At 60.8% G+C, this 21,522-nt stretch carries 20 protein-coding genes; 4 read left to right on the top strand and 16 right to left on the bottom strand.

Annotation, left to right across the window (positions count from 1 at the left end):
• The first annotated feature begins 39 nt into the window (after positions 1-39).
• Positions 40-510: a MaoC family dehydratase gene (locus ACGSLL_RS24085; RefSeq protein ID WP_003227420.1), complete on the top strand. Its 471-nt coding sequence runs from the start codon at positions 40-42 to the stop codon at positions 508-510.
• Between the two features lie 257 nt (positions 511-767).
• Here the strand turns inward: ACGSLL_RS24085 and ACGSLL_RS24080 are convergent, their stop codons facing one another.
• Complete coding sequence (locus tag ACGSLL_RS24080; protein WP_090285529.1) at positions 768-1,235, bottom strand: ferritin-like domain-containing protein; 468 nt, start codon at positions 1,233-1,235, stop codon at positions 768-770.
• A gap of 204 nt (positions 1,236-1,439) precedes the next feature.
• Between ACGSLL_RS24080 and ACGSLL_RS24075 the strand changes: the two genes are divergently transcribed.
• Both ACGSLL_RS24075 and ACGSLL_RS24070 read left to right on the top strand, forming a co-directional pair.
• Positions 1,440-1,676 carry a DUF3820 family protein gene (locus tag ACGSLL_RS24075; protein ID WP_208940070.1) on the top strand — a complete coding sequence of 79 codons (237 nt, stop codon included), beginning with the start codon at positions 1,440-1,442 and terminating at the stop codon, positions 1,674-1,676.
• Between the two features lie 30 nt (positions 1,677-1,706).
• Positions 1,707-2,888: an aminotransferase class V-fold PLP-dependent enzyme gene (locus ACGSLL_RS24070; RefSeq protein ID WP_394508206.1), complete on the top strand. Its 1,182-nt coding sequence runs from the start codon at positions 1,707-1,709 to the stop codon at positions 2,886-2,888.
• On the opposite strand, the gene ACGSLL_RS24065 is transcribed toward ACGSLL_RS24070, so the two are convergent.
• The 4 genes from ACGSLL_RS24065 to zwf form a co-directional block, all read right to left on the bottom strand.
• A complete protein-coding gene (locus ACGSLL_RS24065) occupies positions 2,885-3,460 on the bottom strand; it encodes a peptidase associated/transthyretin-like domain-containing protein (RefSeq protein ID WP_394508205.1) in 576 nt (191 codons plus the stop codon). The two genes, ACGSLL_RS24070 and ACGSLL_RS24065, sit on opposite strands and share 4 nt — an antisense overlap.
• Positions 3,461-3,646: 186 nt before the next feature.
• Entirely contained in the window at positions 3,647-4,312 is a 666-nt protein-coding gene (locus tag ACGSLL_RS24060) for a bifunctional 4-hydroxy-2-oxoglutarate aldolase/2-dehydro-3-deoxy-phosphogluconate aldolase (protein WP_090285536.1), read from the bottom strand.
• Positions 4,313-4,329: 17 nt separating this feature from the next.
• The gene (gene pgl, locus ACGSLL_RS24055) at positions 4,330-5,043 is read right to left on the bottom strand and encodes a 6-phosphogluconolactonase (protein ID WP_394508204.1); all 714 of its coding nucleotides are present in this window, start codon (positions 5,041-5,043) and stop codon (positions 4,330-4,332) included.
• Positions 5,030-6,496, bottom strand: a complete 1,467-nt coding sequence (gene zwf / locus ACGSLL_RS24050) for a glucose-6-phosphate dehydrogenase (protein ID WP_394508203.1) — start codon at positions 6,494-6,496, stop codon at positions 5,030-5,032. The genes pgl and zwf overlap by 14 nt, the downstream gene beginning before the upstream one ends.
• A gap of 226 nt (positions 6,497-6,722) precedes the next feature.
• Between zwf and ACGSLL_RS24045 the strand changes: the two genes are divergently transcribed.
• A complete protein-coding gene (locus ACGSLL_RS24045; RefSeq protein WP_169842436.1) occupies positions 6,723-7,583 on the top strand; it encodes a MurR/RpiR family transcriptional regulator in 861 nt (286 codons plus the stop codon).
• Between the two features lie 122 nt (positions 7,584-7,705).
• Here the strand turns inward: ACGSLL_RS24045 and ACGSLL_RS24040 are convergent, their stop codons facing one another.
• The 11 genes from ACGSLL_RS24040 to edd all read right to left on the bottom strand — a co-directional run bounded on the left by ACGSLL_RS24040 (position 7,706) and on the right by edd (position 21,470).
• Positions 7,706-8,560, bottom strand: coding sequence for a D-hexose-6-phosphate mutarotase (locus tag ACGSLL_RS24040; protein WP_133339717.1), 855 nt, complete (start codon positions 8,558-8,560; stop codon positions 7,706-7,708).
• Between the two features lie 107 nt (positions 8,561-8,667).
• Positions 8,668-10,017 carry a carbohydrate porin gene (locus tag ACGSLL_RS24035; RefSeq protein WP_039758111.1) on the bottom strand — a complete coding sequence of 450 codons (1,350 nt, stop codon included), beginning with the start codon at positions 10,015-10,017 and terminating at the stop codon, positions 8,668-8,670.
• A 223-nt stretch (positions 10,018-10,240) separates the two neighbouring features.
• Positions 10,241-11,401: an ABC transporter ATP-binding protein gene (locus ACGSLL_RS24030; protein ID WP_208940064.1), complete on the bottom strand. Its 1,161-nt coding sequence runs from the start codon at positions 11,399-11,401 to the stop codon at positions 10,241-10,243.
• A gap of 2 nt (positions 11,402-11,403) precedes the next feature.
• A complete protein-coding gene (locus tag ACGSLL_RS24025) occupies positions 11,404-12,249 on the bottom strand; it encodes a carbohydrate ABC transporter permease (protein WP_016773534.1) in 846 nt (281 codons plus the stop codon).
• Positions 12,242-13,150 (bottom strand): carbohydrate ABC transporter permease, encoded by a 909-nt coding sequence (locus tag ACGSLL_RS24020; RefSeq protein ID WP_042607263.1) that lies wholly within the window; start codon positions 13,148-13,150, stop codon positions 12,242-12,244. Before ACGSLL_RS24020 ends, ACGSLL_RS24025 begins: the two co-directional genes overlap by 8 nt.
• A 145-nt stretch (positions 13,151-13,295) precedes the next feature.
• A complete protein-coding gene (locus tag ACGSLL_RS24015) occupies positions 13,296-14,597 on the bottom strand; it encodes an ABC transporter substrate-binding protein (RefSeq protein WP_394508202.1) in 1,302 nt (433 codons plus the stop codon).
• A 118-nt stretch (positions 14,598-14,715) separates the two neighbouring features.
• Positions 14,716-15,975: a D-mannose isomerase gene (locus ACGSLL_RS24010; protein WP_394508201.1), complete on the bottom strand. Its 1,260-nt coding sequence runs from the start codon at positions 15,973-15,975 to the stop codon at positions 14,716-14,718.
• A 225-nt stretch (positions 15,976-16,200) separates the two neighbouring features.
• Complete coding sequence (locus tag ACGSLL_RS24005) at positions 16,201-17,670, bottom strand: ATP-binding protein (RefSeq protein WP_394508200.1); 1,470 nt, start codon at positions 17,668-17,670, stop codon at positions 16,201-16,203.
• Complete coding sequence (locus tag ACGSLL_RS24000; protein WP_394508199.1) at positions 17,660-18,391, bottom strand: response regulator; 732 nt, start codon at positions 18,389-18,391, stop codon at positions 17,660-17,662. The genes ACGSLL_RS24005 and ACGSLL_RS24000 overlap by 11 nt, the downstream gene beginning before the upstream one ends.
• Before the next feature lie 296 nt (positions 18,392-18,687).
• Positions 18,688-19,647, bottom strand: a complete 960-nt coding sequence (locus tag ACGSLL_RS23995) for a glucokinase (protein ID WP_394508198.1) — start codon at positions 19,645-19,647, stop codon at positions 18,688-18,690.
• The gene (edd, locus tag ACGSLL_RS23990; RefSeq protein ID WP_394508197.1) at positions 19,644-21,470 is read right to left on the bottom strand and encodes a phosphogluconate dehydratase; all 1,827 of its coding nucleotides are present in this window, start codon (positions 21,468-21,470) and stop codon (positions 19,644-19,646) included. Before edd ends, ACGSLL_RS23995 begins: the two co-directional genes overlap by 4 nt.
• Positions 21,471-21,522 lie beyond the last annotated feature (52 nt).

Below are 21,522 nucleotides of genomic sequence, written 5' to 3'. Positions count from 1 at the left end.
TTTTTGCGGATTGACTGTCCGCCACAGGAATCGACACCGATGACCCAGGTTACCAACATCCCTTACGAAGCCCTCGAAGTCGGCCAGACCGCCAGCTACAGCAAGACCGTCGAAGAGCGCGACATCCAATTGTTCGCCGCGATGTCGGGCGACCACAACCCGGTGCATCTGGACGCCGAATTTGCCGCGGCGAGCATGTTCAAGGAGCGTATCGCCCATGGCATGTTCAGCGGTGCGCTGATCAGCGCGGCGGTGGCGTGCGAACTGCCTGGGCCGGGGACCATTTATATCGGCCAGCAGATGAGCTTTCAGAAGCCGGTGAAGATTGGCGACACGCTGACCGTGCGCCTGGAAATTCTTGAGAAACTGCCGAAGTTTCGTGTGCGCATTGCTACCCGCGTGTTCAACCAGCGCGATGAATTGGTGGTGGATGGCGAAGCTGAAATTCTCGCGCCGCGCAAACAGCAGACAGTGACGTTGCCGACGTTGCCGGCGATCAGTATTGGCTGATGGATTGATGGGGTGTCAGGTAGATTGCTGCCCCCTCACCCCAGCCCTCTCCCCCAAGGGGGGGCGAGGGGGAAAGGGAGCCGATCTTCGTGGCTTTCAGAACTTGAGTTCACCTCAGATCGCCAAAGTCGGCGGATCTCTAACATCCACCTCGGTCAGTCCCCTCTCCCTCCGGGAGAGGGTTAGGGTGAGGGGCTTTTTCAGCAGGCACAAAAAAACGCCAGACACGCTGGCGTTTTTTATCAGTCGCCTAACCCTTACGAGTTAGCGCGAGCCTGGTTACGCAGGGCTTTCACCTGGTCGTGGTTGCGTTGTACGCCGTGGTACTGACGCTCAACCAGATCCTTGATGCCCACCAGGTTGTGCTTGTTGATCTTCTCGATCGCTTCACGATAAGCCTTCAGTGCATGGTCTTCACCGCGCTCGGCCTCGTTCAGCACAGCCTCTTCGTCTTTGCCGGTGAACATGGCTTTGACGTCGACCCAGCGACGGTGCAGGTCACCGCTGACGCTGGTGGAAGTTTCCGGATCGCCACCCAGCGAACGCACTTGCGCCTGCAGCTCGGCAGCGGCAGTGGCGCAGTCAGCGGAGCGCTGTACGAACAGGGTTTTCAGTTCTGGGTGCTTGATGTCTTCGGCGCAAGTCTTGAACCCTTCCTGACCGTCCTTGCAGGTTTCAATCAGGTCGTTGAGTACAGAAATGGCTTCTTTGTTTACGTCAGTCATTTTCCAATTCCTTGCGGTTGGTTGAAGATGCAAGGAATATTGCAGTGTGCGTGCCAGCTTCGCTTTCAAAAATAAATCGTTAAATTTCAATAAGTTATAAAACATTGAACCATCTGTATGCTGGTTTTTTGCATGATCTGTCATTTGGCCTGCATGCAGAATGCCTGTATTTTCCACGCTAGCTTTGAAGCCAGACGAAGAACGATGAATCCCGAAAAAATCGAATTGCTGATCACCCGCGAAATGCCCTTCGGCAAATACAAGGGCCGGATCATCGCCGACCTGCCGGGGCCTTACCTGAACTGGTTCGCCCGTCAGGGTTTTCCCCACGGCGAACTCGGCGGCCTGCTCGCGCTGATGCACGAGATCGACCACAACGGCCTCTCCGATCTGCTCGAACCGCTGCGCGCCAAACATGGCAAACCCGCACCGCGCCATTGAAGCGCCCTCCTCTTTAAGAGCTCGTCGACCATGCCCGATAATACCCGCCGCGCCCGTGACGAAGACTTCTGGCGAACGTTCGCCGACCGTTACGACGTGCAGCCCGGCCCCGTGAACCTGGAGAACGGTTATTTCGGGCGCATGTCGCGCACGGTGATCGAGGAATACCAACGCAATATCGAGCTGATCAACACCAGCAACTCGGTGTACGTGCGCCAGCGTTTCGAGCAGCACGACAACCTCGAGATCCGCGCGCAACTGGCCGAGCTGATCGGCGTGCATGCACAGAGCCTGGCGTTTACCCGCAACGCCACCGAAGGCCTGCAATCGCTGATCCGCAACTACAACCGTTTGCAGCCTGGCGATCAGGTGTTGATCAGCGATCTGGAATACGACACGGTCAAAGGCGCCATGCGCTGGCTGGCCCGGCAGCGCGGCGCCGAGGTGATCGAGATTGCCCATGCGCACCCGGCCAGTTTCGAGGGCCTGCTGGAGACGTACCGCGAAGCGTTCACCCTTCAGCCAAAGCTGAAATTGATGGCGCTCACTCACGTCACCCACCGCACCGGTCTGGTCATGCCGGTAGCGGCCATCGCTGCGCTGGCGAAAGAACATGGCGTCGACATCATCCTCGACGGCGCCCACGCCCTCGGCCAGATCGATTTCGATCTCGACGCCCTCGGCATCGCGTTCGCCGGCTACAACCTGCACAAGTGGATCGGCGCCCCGCTGACCCTGGGCTTCCTCTATATCGCACCGCATCGCCTGGCTGATATCGATCCAGACATGGGCGAGATGCATTTCCCGGCCAACGACGTACGTGCACGCACCTCCTACAGCACGCCGAACATACCGGCGCTGATGACCTTGCCGCTGGTGTTCGAGGAACACGCTGCACTCGGTGGCGCCGCCGCCAAGGGTGCACGCGTCAATTACCTGCGCAATCTCTGGGTCGGCGCGGTGCGGCACTTGCCGGGTATCGAGGTGATGACCCCGGACGATCCACGCTTGTATTGCGGGATCACTTCGCTGCGTTTCACCCGCCACGACGATCAACAGGTGATGGCCGAGCGTCTACTCAACGAGCACAACCTGTTCACCGTGGTCCGCCATGGCGCCGCCAGCGGACCGAGCATCCGCGTCACACCGGGGCTGACCACCACTGCGGCAGACATGCAGCGGCTGGTGCGCGCGCTGCGCGAGCTGCGCTAGAACGGCGAGATGAGCTGCTTGTCGTAGCCCGCCACGCCGATTTGCGATGACAGTGCAAAGGTGTCGATGCCGATTGTCAGGCTGGCGTAATAGCCGTCATCCAGGCCGTGGTCTGTGATCGGGCGCACCACCAACCGAGCCGAATCGTCATCTACAACTGCACAATTGCAGACGCCCGGCAGATGCACGCTACCTGCCCAGGCTTGCTGATAGAGCTGCGGTTGTTGATCGTCGCTGGCGAGGGCGACACTCAGAGCCAGGCAAGCAAAGGCGCTATGCCGATCCGGGTAAAGGCTGGTGAAACGAACGATGCCCTGACTGTCGGTCGACTGGCTACCGCACAACATGTCGACGCCGATGCGCTGCTCGATCTGCACTCGCGCGCCGACGATCGGCTCACCGGTCATGGCATCGACCAATGCCAGCCGCAACAGCAGCGGCGGGCCTTCGAGGCCTCGGCTGATGTTGCGTACGCTTGCCGAGGTTTCGCGCTGTTTGAAGCTGTGCGCGACAGGCAACTGTCGCGGGGACAGAGATTCAATTGATAAAGCTACAGTCTGATGGTCGTCCATGAGGCGTTCTCTCTTCCGTAAGATGAACGCAGATTAGCGCCACACAAAAACGGCCGTGCGGTAACTGTGTATCGCGTGATTTCCTGGCGCTTTTTTCAGGCAAAAAAAAACGGTGCACCGACCAAGCGCACCGTAAAGCCGTAGAACACACAACGAAGTGTCAGGTAACAATTGAATCCGGCGGTATCAATCCAGCAGCGCCAAGGCCTCGGCGGTGCACTCCTGAATACGCGCCCAGTCGCCGTTCTTGATCCATTCCGGATCGAGCATCCAGCTGCCGCCGACGCACATGACGTTTTTCAGCGCCATGTAGCTCTTGATGTTGGCCGGGCCGACGCCGCCGGTCGGGCAGAATTTCACTTCGCCGAACGGGCCGCCAAGGGCCTTGATCGCCGCCACGCCGCCGCTGACTTCAGCCGGGAACAGCTTGAAGCGGCGATAACCCAGACCGTAGCCTTCCATGATGCCGGAGGCGTTGCTGATGCCCGGCAACAGCGGAATCGGGCTGTCGACGCTGGCTTCGAGCAGGTCACGGGTGATGCCCGGGGTGACGATGAATTGCGAACCGGCCGCTTCCGCCGCCGCGAGCATGTTGCGATCGAGCACGGTGCCGGCACCGGTCATCAATTCCGGACGCTGTTCGCGCAGGATCTGGATGGCCTTGAGGCCGAACTGTGAACGCAGGGTCACTTCCAGCGCGGTCAGACCACCAGCGGCAAGCGCGTCGGCCAGCGGCAGCACGTCCTGTTCGCGGGCGATGGTGATCACCGGCAGGATCCGCGCCTTGGCGCAGAGGCTGTCGATCAGGGCAACTTTGTCCGCCATGGAAACGGTCGGGGATGCGATTGTCATAGCGGCTGTTCCTTGGCTCATGGGCACCAGTAAATCTCTAACGTAGGTTGCAGGAATGCGCGCACCGGCATGGCCGCGACGTCATCGGATGCCAGCGCGGCATTCAGGGTGGTCAGTTTCGATTGACCGGAAATCGACAGGATCTTGTGTCTGGCCGAAGCCAGCAGCGCCCGACTCATGGTCAGACGCTGACGCGGCACGCTCGGCGCCAGCATCGGCCAGCAACGGCGCGTGCCGTCGACCTGCAAGGCTTCAGTCAGATTGGGACTGTCGGGGAACAGCGACGCGGTGTGGCCGTCGTCGCCCATGCCCAGCACCAGCACGTCAATCGGCGGCAACTCGGCGAGCAAACGGTCAGCTTGCTCGGCCGCCTGCTCAACACTGGCTGCCGCGCTGTAGAGACTGAGAAATTGCGCCTTGGCCGCCGGCCCTTTGAACAGGTATTGCTTGAGCAGGCCGGCATTGCTGTCGGCGTGCTCGACCGGCACCCAGCGCTCGTCGGCGAGGGTCACGACGACCTTCGACCAGTCCAGATCCGCTTTCGCCAGGTGCTGGAAAAACGCCACCGGGCTACGACCGCCGGACACCACCAGCACGGCGTTGCCGCGCGCGCCGATGGCTTCGCGCAATTGCGCGGCCACGTTCAGCGCCAGACCTTCGGCCAACAACACCGGGCTGTTGAATGGGTGGGCATTTACGCCCGCGGGCAGTTGCACATCAGATATCGCCATACCACGACCTCCCGTCCCGCGTGATCAGTGCGATGGAGCTCATCGGCCCCCACGACCCGGCCGCATACGGCTTGGGCGCGTCACCGGATTTTTTCCACCCGGCGATCAGCTGGTCACACCACTTCCACGCGGCTTCGATTTCATCTTTACGGACAAACAGGTTCTGATTGCCGTTCATCACTTCCAGCAACAACCGCTCGTAGGCATCGGGGATCCGCGCGCTACGCCAGGTGTCGGAGAAATTCAGTTGCAGCGGCCCGCTGCGCAGTTGCATGCCTTTGTCCAGGCCCTGCTCCTTGGTCATCACGCGCAAGGAAATGCCTTCGTCCGGTTGCAGGCGGATGATCAGTTTGTTGCTGATCTGCAGGCGCTGCTCCGGGGCGAAGATGTAGTGCGACGGTTCCTTGAAGTGAATGACGATCTGCGACAGCTTCTGCGGCATGCGCTTGCCGGTGCGCAGGTAGAACGGCACGCCGGCCCAGCGCCAGTTGCGGATATCGGCACGCAAAGCGACGAAGGTTTCGGTGTCGCTCTGGGTATTGGAATTCGGTTCTTCGAGGTAACCCGGAACGGATTTGCCTTCGCTGTGGCCGGCAATGTACTGGCCGCGCACCACTTGCGTGGTCAGGCCTTCCGGGCTGATCGGCGCCAGCGCCTTGAGCACTTTCACTTTTTCGTCACGGATGCTGTCGGCGGACAGGTCGGCCGGCGGGTCCATGGCGATCAGGCAAAGCAGCTGCAACAGGTGATTCTGGATCATGTCGCGCAGCTGGCCGGCCTTGTCGAAGTAGCCCCAACGGCCTTCGATACCGACTTTCTCGGCCACGGTGATTTCCACGTGGGAGATGTAATTCTGGTTCCACTGGGTTTCGAACAGGCTGTTGGCGAAACGCAGCGCGATCAGGTTCTGAACGGTTTCTTTGCCCAGATAATGGTCGATGCGGTAGGTGCGGTCTTCCGGGAAGAACTGCGCCACGGCGTCGTTGACCTTGCGTGAAGACTCAAGGTCGGAGCCGATCGGTTTTTCCAGTACCACGCGAGTATTTTCGGCCAGACCGACTTTCTCGAGGTTCTCGCAAATGGCGCCGTACACCGCCGCCGGGGTGGCGAAGTAGGCAATCATGCGCTGGCTGCTGCCGGCCAGTTCCGCCAGCGCCACGTAATCTTCGGCCTTGAGAAAGTCGACGTGCAGATAGGTCAGGCGCGCAAGAAAGCGCTCGGCCACGGTTTCGTTCAGCTCTTTGCCGACGTAGCGGCGCAGTTCGGCGGCGATGAACGCCATGTGTTGCTGCTCGCTGCCGGCCTCACGGGCCAGCGCGATGATGCGCGTGTCCTCGTGCAACAGGTCAGCGCCATCGAGGTGATAAAGGGCAGGAAACAGCTTGCGCAGGGCGAGATCGCCAAGGGCGCCGAACAAGGCAAAGGTGCACGGTTCAACCGTAATCGAAGGCATGATGTTTGTTCTTTTATCAAGTTAAGCTACAAATACCTTTTTTCAAGGCATCACTCAAGGGAAAATGTAGTAATAACCACAACATTTTCGCAGAATACTCAATCCGAGTGGTGGTCGCCCGGACGCATCAGTAGGATAGGCCACCGTCACGGGCCATATCAAAGGCCCAATTTGCATAGCCCGGCGCGCCTTTGCGTCGGTGAATCAGGAATTCGATATGGACCGCGTGCGAAATTTACTGGAACAGATCCAGAGTCGCCTTGAAGAGCTGAACAAGGCCGAACGTAAGGTCGCCGAGGTGATCCTGCTCAATCCGCAGCAGGCCACCCGCTTCAGCATCGCCGCCCTTGCCCAGGCGGCATCGGTGAGCGAGCCGACGGTCAACCGTTTCTGCCGCTCCTTCGGTGTCAGCGGCTACCCCGAACTCAAGTTGCAATTGGCACAGAGCCTGGCCAGCGGCGCAGCGTACGTCAGCCGCGCGGTCGAGGCCGACGACAATCCAGAAGCGTACACGCAGAAGATTTTCGGCAGCGCCATCGCCTCGCTGGACAGCGCTTGCCAGGCGCTGGACCCGAACCTGATCAGCCGCGCCGTCGACCTGTTGATTCAGGCCCGGCAGATTCACTTCTTCGGCCTCGGCGCTTCAGCCCCGGTGGCGCTGGATGCGCAGCACAAGTTTTTCCGCTTCAACCTGGCGGTGACCGCGCATGCCGATGTGCTGATGCAGCGAATGATCGCTTCGGTGGCGCACACCGGTGAGCTGTTCGTGATCATTTCCTACACCGGGCGCACCCGTGAGTTGGTCGAAGTCGCACGTATCGCTCGTGAGAATGGCGCTTCGGTACTGGGCCTGACCGCGGAAAATTCTCCGCTGGCCAAGGCCAGTACGCTGAGCCTGAACATTCCGCTGCCGGAAGACACCGACATCTATATGCCGATGACCTCGCGGATCATTCAGTTGACCGTGCTGGATGTGCTGGCGACGGGGATGACCTTGCGCCGTGGCGTGGATTTCCAGCCGCATCTGCGCAAGATCAAAGAGAGCTTGAATGCCAGCCGGTATCCGGTTGGAGATGAGTTCAACTGATCTCTGACGGCTGATCGTTCCCACGCTCTGCGTGGGAATGCCTCAAGGGACGCTCCGCGTTCCAGCTCCGAAGGGGACGCAGAGCGTCCCGGGCTGCATTCCCACGCGGAGCGTGGGAACGATCAGGCCGCCGCCCACGCCTGCAAACTCAAATGCGCCTTCTCCCCCGGCGCCAGATGCAGACTGTCGGTCCCGCCCGCCGCCGCTTCGACGCAGACAAACTCGGATATCTCATCCCAGCTCACCCCGAGCAGTGGCCGCGCGCCCGGATGCCACACCACGGTGTCGCCACTGTCGCCAGTGTCGATGCACAACTCACGCTGCCAGGCGTGGTCCTTGAGCTGTAATTCACCGTCATGCTGGAACACTCGCTGACAGCCGCCATCCACGCGCAACTCGCCTTCCTGCTGACAAACCTGACGATTCAACTGGTCGTAACCCTGCGCGCCTTCGAGCCCAGACAGCGCTATCTCGCCGACATCGCCAATACGCCAGTAAGCGTGCAAAGCCTGGCTCAACTGGCACGGCATGTCGTCCTGATGCTCGGTGCTCAGGCGTAACTCCATGCGTTCACCCAGATGCGCGTGCAGGTCGACCTGCCAGTCGCACAGTTGCAATTGCCAGTGCAGGCGCACGCCGTCTTCGGCGCTGCTGCTGTCGAGCAGTTTCCAGTCGAGCAGTCGCGCCCAGCCATGCGACGGCCACGCATTTTCGCTGGGATGGCGGCCATACCACGGCCAGCACACCGGCACGCCACCGCGAATCGCGCCGACATGCGGCCACTTCGCCGCGCACCACAACCACGGTTTTTGCCCGCGCGGCTGAAAGTGCAGCAATTGCGCGCCCTGCCGACTGAACACCGCCTGACACAACGGATGATCGATCACCAGCACATCGCGCAGCTGATAGCGTTCCCAGGCGAACACCGGTCGCTCGCGCAGGGATTTGAAGAAGCGTTGCAGCGGATGCTCATGCATTGGCCACGGTCCTGAAATCGTTGGGCTGCGCCCTGCCCCAAAAAAAAGCGGACAGCCTGGGCTGTCCGCAAATATGCGCACATAGAGAGGAGCTTATCGCAGACGCGTTAGAACGTTGACTGAATTTTCAGGCCAGCGACCAAAGCGTTGTCCACTTCATCCACACCGCCCGGATGAGTGATGTATTGCAGGTTAGGACGCACGGTCAGCCAGTTGGTGACGTGGAAGCCGTAGTTGAGCTCGTAGTTGTATTCGGTTTCACGAATCGGCGAGAACGCGGCGTTGTCGTAGTCGGAAACACCGTTGGAAGCGTTCAGCAATTCGGCATTGCGCTTGACGTCCTTGTTGACGTGGATACGCGCTGCGCCAATACCGATGTCATCTTTCGGACGGGCATCGAACGGGCCTTTGTAGACAAACATCACCGACTGGTAGTTATCGATGAAGTTAGTGTCCTTGTCGTGGAAGGTCGCGTTGGCAGCGATGTTCAGACCGCGAGTGGCGTCACCGTTGTGGCTGGTGAGTTGCTGTTGCGCGACGAACCAGTAACCGCTCTTGCTGTTGTGCGACTTGTAGGCGTCGCCGGTGGTGGCTGCATCGAAACCGTTGACGTCTTCGCGAACGTCGTCGGCATCAGCCGTGCTCTTGTAGTAACCGACGCGGTACTCGCCCGGCAGGCTGTTGACCTTCGGCGACCAGACCAGTTCGACCGGCAGAACGGTACCCTTGGTGCCGCTGCCGCTGAGCTTGAAGCCGTTGCCGTGTTCCAGCTGCGACGGGTTCTGGTTGTACGCACCGATCTGTGCGTAGAGCTCGTCGTTGATGTTGTACTTCACCCGGATAGCGGCCTGGCTGACGGGCCAGTTGTACCAGATGTTGGTTGCCCAGTTACCCACTTGCGAACCGCAGAACGCGAGGTTCTGGAAGTCGCACGGGAAGGTGTTGAAGTCTTCGCCTTCACCAAAGTAACCAGCCTTGACGTCGAGTTTGTTGTCGAAGAACTGGTGCTGAATCCACAACTGGGTCAGACGCACCATGTGCCCACGACCGTAGACTTCCTGCGAGGAGCTGAGGGTGCCGGCACGCGGATCGCCAACGCGGTCGTTGGAGATGTTGTAGCCATTACGGTTGGTCAGCTGGATCTTCGCCTGGGTGTTGTCCCAGCCCCACAGTTTCTGCAGGTCGAGCGCCACGCCGAGGCCGAACTGGTCGCTGTAACGGCCGGTCTTGTCGTCGTCGTAACCGCCGTGCAGGTTGGCGCCCATTTCACCCACGTAGTCGGCCTTGATGTCGATACCCTGCTCGATCAGCTTGGTCCGCTCACCGCCCCAGTCGCCGGTCATCCATTTGGAGTCGGAGCTGAACGCATCCGCCGCCATCGCGTTACCGGCCAGCACCAGTGCTGCCGCCGCAGAAACCTGGCAGATCAACCGGGCATTGACGTGTTTCTTTTTCATCCCTACATCCTCGTCTTTATTGTTATTAACTGTTTTTATCTAACGCGGTTTACATAAAGTGCGACGAATGACAGGCCATTCGCCGCGTGCTCCTTTTTTGTTGGAACCGGCCCATGTGGGAGCTGGCTTGCCAGCGATGCAGGCAACTCGGTCCGTCGTCGAATCGGGTTGATGCCATCGCTGGCAAGCCAGCTCCCACAGGACAGCATTCCAGCCTTGTTCTTCAGCGGCCTTTGAACTGCGCCACATTCGCCGACCGGGTTTCTGTCTGCATCTGGCCCGCAACGCCCAGACGCTCGCCGGTTTTGGCGTCGAACAACAACACTTTCGATGGATCGAATTGCAGCGTCAGGCTTTCGCCCACCTGCGGTGCCACGTCTGGCGCCAGTCGGCAGCAGACTTTGGTGTCATTCAAATTGACGAACACCAACGTGTCCGGACCGGTCGGTTCGGTGACCTGCACTTCAGCACGAATGCTCGGCAGGCCATTGCCCTCGCCGTTCGCCAGACAGATCTGCTCCGGGCGCAGGCCGAGGATCACTTCGCGGTCTTCAAGCCCGGCGTCCTGCATGCTCATCGGCAACTCGCAACGCGCCTGGCCGCTGTCGAGCAGCGCCAGCAAACGACCGTCCTTGCGCTGCAAGCGCAGCGGAATGAAGTTCATCGGCGGCGAGCCGATGAAGCTGGCGACGAACAGGTTGGCCGGATCGTTGTAGATATCCTTAGGGGTGCCGAACTGCTGAATGATTCCGTCTTTCATCACCGCGACTTTGTCGCCCAAGGTCATCGCTTCGATCTGGTCGTGGGTCACGTAAACCGTGGTGGTTTTCAGACGCTGATGCATCAGCTTCATTTCGGTGCGCATCTCGACACGCAGCTTGGCGTCGAGGTTGGACAGCGGTTCGTCGAACAGGTAGATCTTCGGCCGCCGCGCCAGCGCACGGCCCATCGCCACGCGCTGTTGCTGCCCACCGGAGAGCTGGCCCGGCTTGCGATTGAGCAAGTGTTCGATCTGCAGCAGCTTGGCCACGCGCGCGACTTCTTCGTCGATCGCTGCCTGCGGCATCTTGCGGATCTTCAGACCGAACTCGATGTTCTCGCGCACGCTCATGGTCGGGTACAGCGCGTAGGACTGGAACACCATGGCGATGTCACGATCCTTGGGGCTCATGCCGCTGACGTCCTGATCGCCGATCATGATCGCGCCGCCGGTGATGGTTTCCAGGCCAGCGATGCAATTCATCAAAGTCGATTTGCCGCAGCCCGACGGGCCGACGAGGATCAGAAATTCGCCGTCCTTGATCGACAGTTCGATGTTCTTCAGGGTGTCCGGCAGGCCGGCACCGTAAGTCTTGTTGACGTTGCGAAGTTCGAGCGTTGCCATGATTACCCCTTGACCGCGCCGGCCGTCAGCCCGCGCACGAAATACTTGCCTGCGACCACATAGACCAGCAGGGTCGGCAGGCCGGCGATCATCGCCGCTGCCATGTCCACGTTATATTCCTTGGCGCCGGTGCTGGTGTTGACCAGGTTGTTCAGCGCCACGGTGATCGGCTGCGAATCGCCGCTGGAGAACACCACACCGAAGAGGAAGTCGTTCCAGATCTGGGTGAACTGCCAGATCAGGCAGACCATGATGATCGGCGTCGACATCGGCAGAATGATCCGGCGGAAAATCGTGAAGAAACCGGCACCGTCCAGACGCGCAGCCTTGACCAGCGCATCGGGAATGCTCACGTAGTAGTTACGGAAGAACAGCGTGGTGAACGCCAGGCCGTAAACCACATGCACGAACACCAGGCCGGTGGTGGTGCTCGCCAGCCCCATCTTGCCGAGGGTGAACGAGGCCGGCAGCAGCACGGTCTGGAACGGCAGGAAGCAGCCGAACAACAGCAGCCCGAAGAACAACTGCGAACCACGGAAGCGCCACATCGACAGCACATAACCGTTCAACGCACCGATGGCGGTCGAGATGATCACGGCTGGCACGGTGATCTTGATCGAGTTCCAGAAGTAACCGTCAACCGTGGCCCAGGCCTTGACCCAACCGATGCCGCTGACCACGGTGGGCCAGCTCAGCAGGTTGCCGGTGCTGATGTCTTCGGGCGTTTTGAAGCTGGTCAGCAACATGACCACCAGCGGCACCAGATACAGGAATACCGCGAGGATCAGCACCGCGTAGATCGCGATGCGGCTGAAGCTGATCGCAGGTTTGGCAGCGAGACTAGTCATTGCGCTTGGTCCTCAGCTCGGAATACAGGTAAGGCACGATGATCGCGAGGATCGCACCGAGCATCAGAATCGCACTGGCCGAGCCCATGCCCATCTGGCCGCGACTGAAGGTGAACGAATACATGAACATCGCTGGCAGGTCGGAGGAATAACCTGGACCACCGGCGGTCATCGCGGCGACCAGGTCGAAACTCTTGATCGCGATGTGCGCCAGAATCATCACCGCACTGAAGAACACCGGACGCAAGCTTGGCAGCACGACTTTCCAGTAGATGCGCGGCATGCTCGCGCCATCGATTTGCGCAGCACGGATGATCGATTGATCGACGCCACGCAGGCCGGCGAGGAACATCGCCATGATGAAGCCCGAGGCTTGCCACACAGCGGCAATCACCAGGCAGTAAACCACGCGATCGGGGTCGATCAGCCAGTCGAGACGGAAGCCTTCCCAGCCCCAGTCACGTAACAATTTGTCCAGGCCCATGCCCGGGTTGAGCAGCCATTTCCACGCGGTACCGGTCACGATCATCGAGAGCGCCATCGGGTACAGGTAAATGGTGCGGATAAAGCCTTCGCGACGGATGCGCTGGTCGAGGAACACCGCCAGCAGCACACCGATCACCAGGGTGATGCCGATGAACATGCCGCCGAACACTGCAAGGTTTTTGCTCGCGACCCACCAGCGGTCGTTGTCGAACAAGCGCGCGTATTGCGCCAGACCGGCCCACTTGTAATTGGGCAGGAAAGTCGACGTGGTGAACGACAGAATGAACGTCCACAGGATGTAGCCATAGAAGCCCACCAGCACGATGAACATGCTCGGCGCCAGCACCAGTTTCGGTAGCCAGCGCTGCAATGCATCGAACGGCGAGGCCTTGCTGAACACAGCAACAGAACTCATGAGCAAATCCACAATTAGATTACAAACGCCTTCCCTTTTGGGAGCGAGCCTGCTCGCGAAAGCGGTAGGTCAGTCGACGGATGTAGCAACTGACATAACGCCTTCGTGAGCAGGCTCGCTCCCACAGGGTCGAACCTGCTTTTGCTTACTTGGCTGACTGAACCGCCGCGCCGAGTTTCTTCGCCGCATCGGCCGGGTCGGCTTTCGGGTCGTTGATGTAGTTGGTGACTACGTCAAAGAACGCGCCCTGCACCGCCAGCGTGGTCGCCATGTTGTGCGCCATGCTCGGTTGCAGGCCGCCGGACTTGGCGTCCGCGAGGAAGTCTTTGGCAGCGGTCTGTGCGCAGGAGTCGAAGCCGAGCTTGTCCATGTTGTTCAACATGTCGTTGCGTACCGGGATCGAGCCTTTGTTGATGCTGAAGACTTTCTGGAAGTTTTCACCCAGCACGACTTTGGCGATGTCCTGCTGACCGGCTGCAGTACCTGCGTCCTTCTGCTTGAACACGGCGAGCGAGTCGATGTTGTAGGTGAACGCTTTGTCGGTGCCCGGGAACGCTACGCACTCGTAGTCCTTGCCGGCGACTTTCTTGGCCGCGGTCCATTCGGACTTGGCCCAGTCACCCATGATCTGCATGCCGGCCTTGCCGTTGATGACCTTGGCTGCTTCGAGGTTCCAGTCCTGACCTTTGCCATCGGCGTCCATGTAGGTCGCGACTTTTTTCAGCTCGGTCAGCGCCTTGACCATTTCCGGGCCGGTCAGCGCTTTGTTGTCGAGGTCGACCAGGGCTTTCTTGTAGCCATCCACGCCCATGACCGAAAGCACCACGGCTTCGAACACGGTGCTGTCCTGCCAAGGCTGACCGCCGTGAGCAAGCGGAATGAAGCCTGCGGCTTTCAGCTTGTCGCCGGCGGCGTAGAACTCTTCAAGAGTGGTCGGGTTTTTGGTGATCCCGGCTTTCTTGAACACTTCCGGGTTGATCCACAGCCAGTTGACACGGTGAATGTTCACCGGAACCGCCACGTAATCACCTTCGTACTTGACGGTGTCGGAGACTTTCTTGTCGAGCAGGCTGTCCCACTTTTCCGACTTGGCAACGTCTTTCAAAACGTCGGTGTCGAGCAGGCCGGTTGACGCCCATTCCTGGATGTCCGGACCTTTGATCTGCGCAACGCCCGGCGGGTTGCCGGCAACGGCGCGGCTTTTCAGCACGGTCATGGCAGTCGCACCGCCACCCCCGGCGACAGCGCCGTCCTTCCAGGTGAAACCGTCTTTTTCGACTTGGGCCTTGAGCACATCGACAGCGGCTTTTTCGCCACCGGAGGTCCACCAGTGCACGACTTCGACCGAACCTTTGGATTCGGCAGCGGAGACACTGAGCGGCAGGATTGCGAGCGGGAACAGGGAGGCGACAGAAACGACAGTAGCGAGGCGAGAAATCGCATTCATTCGAGATGTACCTTTCTTGTTGTTATGCATTGCAAGTCTGGTGCTTGCGCTGCACGGAGTTTAAACAGAGCGTTTCCCTTCGCAGGTAACGAAGGGACGCGTAAATGTCACGACATGGTTACACAGGACTGCCTTGGGATAACTGCGCCAAAGCCGTGGCCATGCTCGGTGCCAGCGGCAATCGCGGAATCAAAACAGCCTGCCAGGCGTGATACAGATCAGGCTTGCCCGGCCAGATATCGGCACTTGGCTGGTTTTGTGGGTTGAGTTCGTGGTGCCAACTGCCGTTGCAGCGGTCGATGAAATGCACTTCGCAGAATTCCCAGAACAGTCGGTACCAGGTCTCGTATTGCGCCTCGCCGGTGCGCTTGAGCAAGGCACTCGCGGCGGCGCTGGCTTCGGCGTGGGTCCAGTGCAAGCGATGGCGGACCACCGCTTTGTTGTCCCAATCGAGGGTGTAAACGATGCCCGGCGCCCCGTCGACGTTCCAGCCGTGCCGGCAGTTGTTGTCGAAGAGTTTTTGCGCATCAGTGGCCAGCCACCCCGGCGTCAGCATGCCGGCCTGGACCCGCGCCGCTTCGAGGTGCAGCAACAGCCGCGCCCACTCAAAACCGTGGCCCGGCGTGGTGCCGTACGGACGGAAGCCGTCGGCGGGATTGTCGTGGTTGTAGTCGCGTAGCGGCTGCCAGTCGCGATCGAAGTGTTCGATGACCATGTAATCGTTGGCCGCAGCGTGGCCGTGAATCACTCGCTCGACAATGCGCTGGGCGCGCACCAGCCATCGCGGGTCTTCGGTGACATCAGCCAGCGCAAGGAACGCTTCGGTCGCGTGCATGTTGCTGTTGGCGCCGCGATAGGCTTCTTCTTCGCTCCAGTCGCGGTTGAAGAATTCGCGCATGGCGCCCTCTTCTTCGCTCCAGAAATACGTGTCGATGATGTCGATCGCATCATCGAGCAGAGCCTGGGCGCCGGGCCGTTGTGCGACCACGGCGGAGCTGGCGGCGAGTGCGACAAAAGCATGCAGGTAGGCATTCTTGCCGGTGTTGTCGTCGCGATGTTCGGCGACCGCGAACCAGCCACCGTGCAACGCATCACGCAACGGCCCGCGCAACGCGGCGATGCCATGGTCGACCAGCTCGGCGAAGCCCGGCAGGCCCTGGATATGGGCCATGGCGAAGCTGTGAGTCATGCGCGCGGTGTTCATGGTTTCGGCTTGCGCATTGGCCGGTAATTGGCCGCGCTCGTCGAGGTTGCCGAAACCTTCGGGGAGTCTTGCTGCCTTGGCGAAATCCAGCAGGCGCAAGCCTTCGGCGGCGAGCCATTGCTGGTGGGCAGGAGCGTTCAGCCAACTGCTGAAGCCTGGGTGAAAGGTGTCCATGGCGTGACCCTTTTTTGTTGTTAGGACTGCGGGCAGTCTAAACAACGGGCCGGGGTGGGCTTGTAACGAAGGGGACGGGGTTTGTCACTGACCTGTGACATTTGTATTGATGCATCTGACGTCTTCGCGAGCAGGCTCGCTCCCACATTCCACCGCATTCCTTAAGTTGGAACGCAATCCCCTGTGGGAGCGAGCCTGCTCGCGAAGAACGATAACGCGGTCTGACTAATCCACACTGCGCGGCAACTGCAACGTCACCCGCAACCCACCCTCACGCAGATTCTGCAACGTCACTTCCCCACCATGGCTATGGGCAATATTGCGCGCAATGCCCAACCCCAACCCATAACCCTGCTGCTGCCCGGCCAGGCGGAAATGCGGTTCGAACACCTGCTCCAGGCGCTGCTCCGGCACGCCCGGGCCTTCGTCGTCGACGTGCAGCACAAACGCGCTTTCATCGTCGTCGATGTGCAGATGTGCGTTCTGCCCGTACTTGAGCGCGTTGTCGATCAGGTTGCCGATGCAGCGCTTCAACGCCAATGGCTTGCCCGGATACGCCGTCAACGCGCGGCCGTGCTGGGTCACGCGGCCGTTTCCATTCGGCGCCAGGTACGGCTCGACCAGGCAATCGAGCACATGGTTGAGATCCACCGGTTCGATGTTCTCGTGGATATCGGTGTCCTTGACGCATTGCAGCGCGCCTTTGACCAGCAGTTCCAGCTCATCCAGATCACGGCCGAACTTGGCTTGCAGCTGTTCGTCTTCGAGCAGTTCAACGCGCAAACGCAAACGGGTGATTGGCGTGCGCAGGTCATGGGAAATCGCGCTGAACAACTGGCTGCGCTCGGTCAAGTAACGGCTGATGCGCTCGCGCATGGTGTTGAACGCACGGCCCACTTCGACCACTTCGCTGCCGCCGCCCTCGGCGACCGGCTCGACGTCGGCGCCCAGCGACAGATCCCGCGCCGAGCGCGCCAGACGCTTGAGCGGGCGGCTCTGCCAGTGCACCAGCAGGCCGATGAACAACAGCAGAAAACCGCTGGTAAGGACGATGAACCACACCTGCTGCGACGGCAGGCCTTGTTCTTCGAGACTGGTGTAGGGCTCGGGCAGCAGCGAGGCGATGTACAGCCATTCGCCCGGGGCCATTTGAATCTGTGTGACCAGCACCGGCGGATTGACCGGCTCGAGCGTCAGCGCGTAGTGCGCCCACGAGCGCGGCAGCTCATCGAGCTTCAGGCCGGCATTGAAGATGCGCAGGTCCTCGGGGCTGACGAAGGTCACCGAAATATCGGTGTCATGGCCCAGGGTCTGGCGCAGCACTTCATCCACCGCTTGCATCACCGCCGCTTTGCGCGGGGTGACCGGCAACACGTCCATGCCCAGCGGTTTGTCATTCAGGGTCACGACGAAACGCGTACCGCCCATGCTGCGCAACTGGTCGAGTACCAGCGGCCGGTAGGCCACCGGCAGCGAGCGAAAATAGCTGACGCTGGCAGTCATCGAATGGGCCAGGCTGCGAGCGCTGGTGACCAGCCCTTCGAGCTGCGTCGCGCGCAACTGCGAGACCCAGATCACGCTCGACAGGGTTTGCGCAAACAGCACCGCGAGCAGGGTCAGCAGCAGCATGCGCCCGAGCAGTGAGCGCGGCATCGGCACTTTCGCGGCGAGTCTGCGCAGCGACTCAGTGAGCATTGCCGGCAACCACGTTGGCTGCCAGTTGGTAGCCGCTGCCGCGCACGGTGCGGATCAGTCGCGGCGGTTTATCGGTGTCGCGCAGACGCTGGCGCAAGCGGCTGACCGCCATGTCGACGATCCGGTCGAGCGGCATCAGGTCGCGGCCACGGGTGGCATTGCCAATGGTGTCGCGGTCGAGGATTTCCTGCGGGTGATCGAGAAACAGTTTCAGCAGCGCGAAATCGGCACCAGAGAGAATTACCTCTTCGCCGTCGGTGTGAAACAGCCGATGGCTGACCATATCCAGCCGCCACTCATCAAAAGCCAGCACTTCACTGCCGCTGCGTTCGTGGGCGAACTGTGCGCGGCGCAGCAGGGCCTTGATCCGCGCTTGCAGTTCGCGCGGGCTGAACGGTTTGCCGAGGTAATCGTCAGCGCCGAGTTCCAGACCGATCACCCGGTCGGCTTCGTCGGAACTGGCGGTCAGCATGATGATCGGCACCTGCGCCTGACGCGGATGCTGACGCACCCAACGGCACAGGCTGAAGCCGTCTTCGTCGGGCAGCATGACGTCGAGAATCACCAGATCGCTTGGCGCCTCGTTGAGCGCCTGACGGAAACTGGCCCCGTCGGCGGTGGCGCGTACCTGAAACCCGGCGCGGGTCAGGTAGGTTTCCAGCAACTCGCGTATCTCCTGATCGTCATCGACCAACAATATCGACTTGTTGACTGAACTCACTTCGAAGGCATCCTTGTTGTTGGAATTGGGGCGGATTATGCCTGATGAACCGATCATTCCCACGCTCTGCTGATCGTTCCCACGCTCTGCGTGGGAATGCCTCTGGGGACGCTCCGCGTCCAGTGACGCGGAGCGTCACGGGCTGCATTCCCACGCAGAGCGTGGGAACGATCACTAACACCACAAATCCACTGTGGGAGCGAGCCTGCTCGCGAATCGGTTTTACCTTCAACACATTTGTTGACTAATACACCGCTTTCGCGAGCAGGCTCGCTCCCACAGAGGCGGATTGGGTTTCAGATCGGGAGGGCTTGGTCGAGGGCCACGCCGGCGCCGACCAGGCCGGAATACGGCGCCGTCACCAGCCACACCGGGATGCCTTTGAAGTAATCGCTCATGCAGCCCTTGTCGGCGAAGCTGCGGGCGAAACCGCTGCTGGCGAAGAAATCGGCAAACCGTGGAATCACCCCGCCAACGATATACACCCCACCGCGCGCGCCAGTGGTCAGCACGTTGTTGCCGGCCACGCGGCCGAGCCAGCAGCAGAATTGCTCGAGCACTTCGAGGGCAATCGGATCGCCCGCCAGACCGGCCGCGGTAATCGCTTCCGGCGTGTCGAGGATCGGTTCATGCCCGTCGACTGCGCAGATCGCCCGGTACAGTCGCGGCAAGCCGCCGCCGCTCAATGCGGTCTCGGCGCTGACATGGCCGATCTCGTTGTAGATGTGCTGCCACAGTTGCGTTTCGCGCGGGCTGCTCAGCGGCAGGTCGACGTGACCGCCCTCGCCCGGCAATGCGGCGAACCGGCCTTCGCCGAGATCCAGCAGGGTGCCGACGCCAAGTCCGGTGCCGGGACCAATCACCACCGCCGGACGCAACGGCTCCGGCGTGCCCTCGCAGATCACCCGGAATTCGCCCGGTTGCAAGCGGGTCATGCCCAGCGCCATCGCTGAAAAATCGTTGGTCAGCAACAACTGCTCGACCTGCAAGGTCTTGCAGAACGCACTGCGGCTCAGGCGCCAGTGATTGTTGGTGAACTTGAATTCGTCGCCGCTGACCGGGCCGGCGACCGACAGGCACACCGAACCGATCGCCCCCGGCGCCAGACCGAGCCCGCTCAGATACAGGCTGATCGCCTCTTCCGGGCTGGCAAAGTCGGCCGTGGCCAGCACCTGAACCGATTGCAGTTGCTGGTTTTGCCACAACGCGAAACGTGCGTTGGTGCCTCCGATGTCACCGACCAAAGCCAGTTTCAATTAAGCGTCTCCAGGGCAGAAGTGAAGGCGCTGGCGCCCTGCTCCGCCGAGCTGAAGGCCATGCGCATGAAGCCGAACAGTTCGCGACCGCTGCCGATGTTGTTGCCCAACAGGCCTTTGGCAGGTTCGCGTGCGGCAAATTCGTCGGCGTCGACCTTCAGTTCCAAGGTGCCTTTGACGCCATCGACGCGGATGATATCGCCCTCTTGCACGCGCGCCAAAGCACCACCGACATAAGCCTCGGGGCTGACGTGAATCGCCGCCGGGATTTTCCCCGACGCGCCGGACATGCGCCCGTCGGTCACCAGGGCGACTTTGAAGCCGCGATCCTGCAGCACGCCGAGGAACGGCGTCATCTTGTGCAGCTCCGGCATGCCGTTGGAACGCGGACCCTGGAAGCGCATCACTGCAACGAAATCCTTCTCCAGCAGACCGGCCTTGAACGCGTCGGCCAGATCCTGCTGGTCCTGAAACACCATCGCCGGCGCTTCGACGATCTGGTTTTCCAGCGCCACCGCCGAAACCTTCATTACGCCGCGACCGAGGTTGCCCTCCATCACGCGCAAGCCGCCCTCGGCCGAAAAGGCACGGGACACCGGGCGCAGAATGTTTTCGTCGAGGCTGTCGGTCGGGCCTTCGCGCCAGACCAGCTCACCGTTATCAAGGAATGGTTCTTTGGTGTATTGGCTCAAACCGTGGCCAAGCACGGTGTTGACGTCTTCGTGCAGCAGACCGGCGCCGAGCAGTTCGCGGATCAGGAACGACATGCCGCCCGCTGCCTGGAAGTGGTTGATGTCAGCTTTGCCGTTCGGGTAGACGTGGCTCAGGGTCGGGACGACTTCGGAGAGGTCGGCCATGTCCTGCCAGGTCAGTTGAATGCCCGCGGCCATGGCGATCGCCGGCATGTGCAGGGTGTGGTTGGTCGAGCCGCCGGTGGCGTGCAGGGCAACGATCGAGTTGACCAGCGCCTTCTCGTCGACGATTTCACCAATCGGCATGAAGTTGCCGTTCTGCTTGGTCAGGCGCGTGACCTGATGCGCGGCTTCGCGGGTCAGCGCGTCACGCAGCGGCGTGTTCGGGTTGACGAAAGACGCGCCCGGCAAGTGCAGGCCCATGACTTCCATCAGCAACTGGTTGGTGTTGGCGGTGCCGTAGAAGGTGCAGGTGCCCGGGCTGTGGTAGGACTTCATCTCCGATTCCAGCAGCTCTTCGCGGGTCGCCTTGCCTTCGGCGTACTTCTGCCGCACGTCGGCTTTTTCCTTGTTGGAAATCCCCGAGACCATCGGCCCGCCCGGGACGAAAATGGTCGGCAGATGACCGAAGCGCAGCGAGCCCATCATCAGCCCCGGCACGATCTTGTCGCAGATGCCGAGCATCAGCGCACCGTCGAACATGTTGTGGGACAGCGCCACGGCGGTCGACATGGCAATCACTTCGCGGCTCGGCAGGCTCAGCTCCATGCCCGGCTCGCCCTGGGTCACGCCGTCGCACATCGCCGGGGTGCCGCCAGCGAACTGGCCGACCGAGCCGATTTCGCGCAGGGCATTTTTGATTTGCTGGGGGAACACTTCGTACGGCTGGTGCGCCGAGAGCATGTCGTTATACGAAGACACAATGGCGATGTTCGCCGAGTTCATCATCCGCAGGCTGTGCTTGTCTTCGCTGCCGCAACCGGCTACCCCGTGGGCGAAGTTGGCGCATTGCAGCTTGCCGCGCATCGGCCCGTCAGTGGCGGCGCCGCGAATCAATGCAAGGTAAGCCTGACGCGTGGCGCGGCTGCGGGCGATAAGCCGTTCGGTGACCTCAAGAACGCGGGGATGCATGTGTAGAACTCCAGGCTAACGGATGTGGCGACCTGATTGTCTATGCTGATCA

Origin of the sequence: Pseudomonas retamae, from assembly GCF_043496865.1 — a bacterium.
GTDB classification, from domain to species: domain Bacteria; phylum Pseudomonadota; class Gammaproteobacteria; order Pseudomonadales; family Pseudomonadaceae; genus Aquipseudomonas; species Aquipseudomonas retamae.
The sequence above is the reverse complement of the archived record's forward strand: the minus strand, read 5'-3'. Positions and strand labels throughout refer to the sequence as shown.

Bases quoted from the DNA above. Each gene is read 5' to 3' on its own strand.
- ACGSLL_RS24070 (WP_394508206.1), top strand. From the start codon at position 1,707: ATGCCCGATAATACCCGCCGCGCCCGTGACGAAGACTTCTGGCGAACG.
- ACGSLL_RS24020 (WP_042607263.1), bottom strand. From the start codon at position 13,150: ATGAGTTCTGTTGCTGTGTTCAGCAAGGCCTCGCCGTTCGATGCATTG.
- ACGSLL_RS24025 (WP_016773534.1), bottom strand. From the start codon at position 12,249: ATGACTAGTCTCGCTGCCAAACCTGCGATCAGCTTCAGCCGCATCGCG.
- ACGSLL_RS24075 (WP_208940070.1), top strand. From the start codon at position 1,440: ATGAATCCCGAAAAAATCGAATTGCTGATCACCCGCGAAATGCCCTTC.
- edd (WP_394508197.1), bottom strand. From the start codon at position 21,470: ATGCATCCCCGCGTTCTTGAGGTCACCGAACGGCTTATCGCCCGCAGC.
- pgl (WP_394508204.1), bottom strand. From the start codon at position 5,043: ATGGCGATATCTGATGTGCAACTGCCCGCGGGCGTAAATGCCCACCCA.
- ACGSLL_RS24080 (WP_090285529.1), bottom strand. From the start codon at position 1,235: ATGACTGACGTAAACAAAGAAGCCATTTCTGTACTCAACGACCTGATT.
- ACGSLL_RS24040 (WP_133339717.1), bottom strand. From the start codon at position 8,560: ATGCATGAGCATCCGCTGCAACGCTTCTTCAAATCCCTGCGCGAGCGA.
- ACGSLL_RS24085 (WP_003227420.1), top strand. From the start codon at position 40: ATGACCCAGGTTACCAACATCCCTTACGAAGCCCTCGAAGTCGGCCAG.
- zwf (WP_394508203.1), bottom strand. From the start codon at position 6,496: ATGCCTTCGATTACGGTTGAACCGTGCACCTTTGCCTTGTTCGGCGCC.
- ACGSLL_RS24065 (WP_394508205.1), bottom strand. From the start codon at position 3,460: ATGGACGACCATCAGACTGTAGCTTTATCAATTGAATCTCTGTCCCCG.
- ACGSLL_RS24005 (WP_394508200.1), bottom strand. From the start codon at position 17,670: ATGCTCACTGAGTCGCTGCGCAGACTCGCCGCGAAAGTGCCGATGCCG.
- ACGSLL_RS24035 (WP_039758111.1), bottom strand. From the start codon at position 10,017: ATGAAAAAGAAACACGTCAATGCCCGGTTGATCTGCCAGGTTTCTGCG.
- ACGSLL_RS24030 (WP_208940064.1), bottom strand. From the start codon at position 11,401: ATGGCAACGCTCGAACTTCGCAACGTCAACAAGACTTACGGTGCCGGC.
- ACGSLL_RS24060 (WP_090285536.1), bottom strand. From the start codon at position 4,312: ATGACAATCGCATCCCCGACCGTTTCCATGGCGGACAAAGTTGCCCTG.
- ACGSLL_RS24015 (WP_394508202.1), bottom strand. From the start codon at position 14,597: ATGAATGCGATTTCTCGCCTCGCTACTGTCGTTTCTGTCGCCTCCCTG.
- ACGSLL_RS24010 (WP_394508201.1), bottom strand. From the start codon at position 15,975: ATGGACACCTTTCACCCAGGCTTCAGCAGTTGGCTGAACGCTCCTGCC.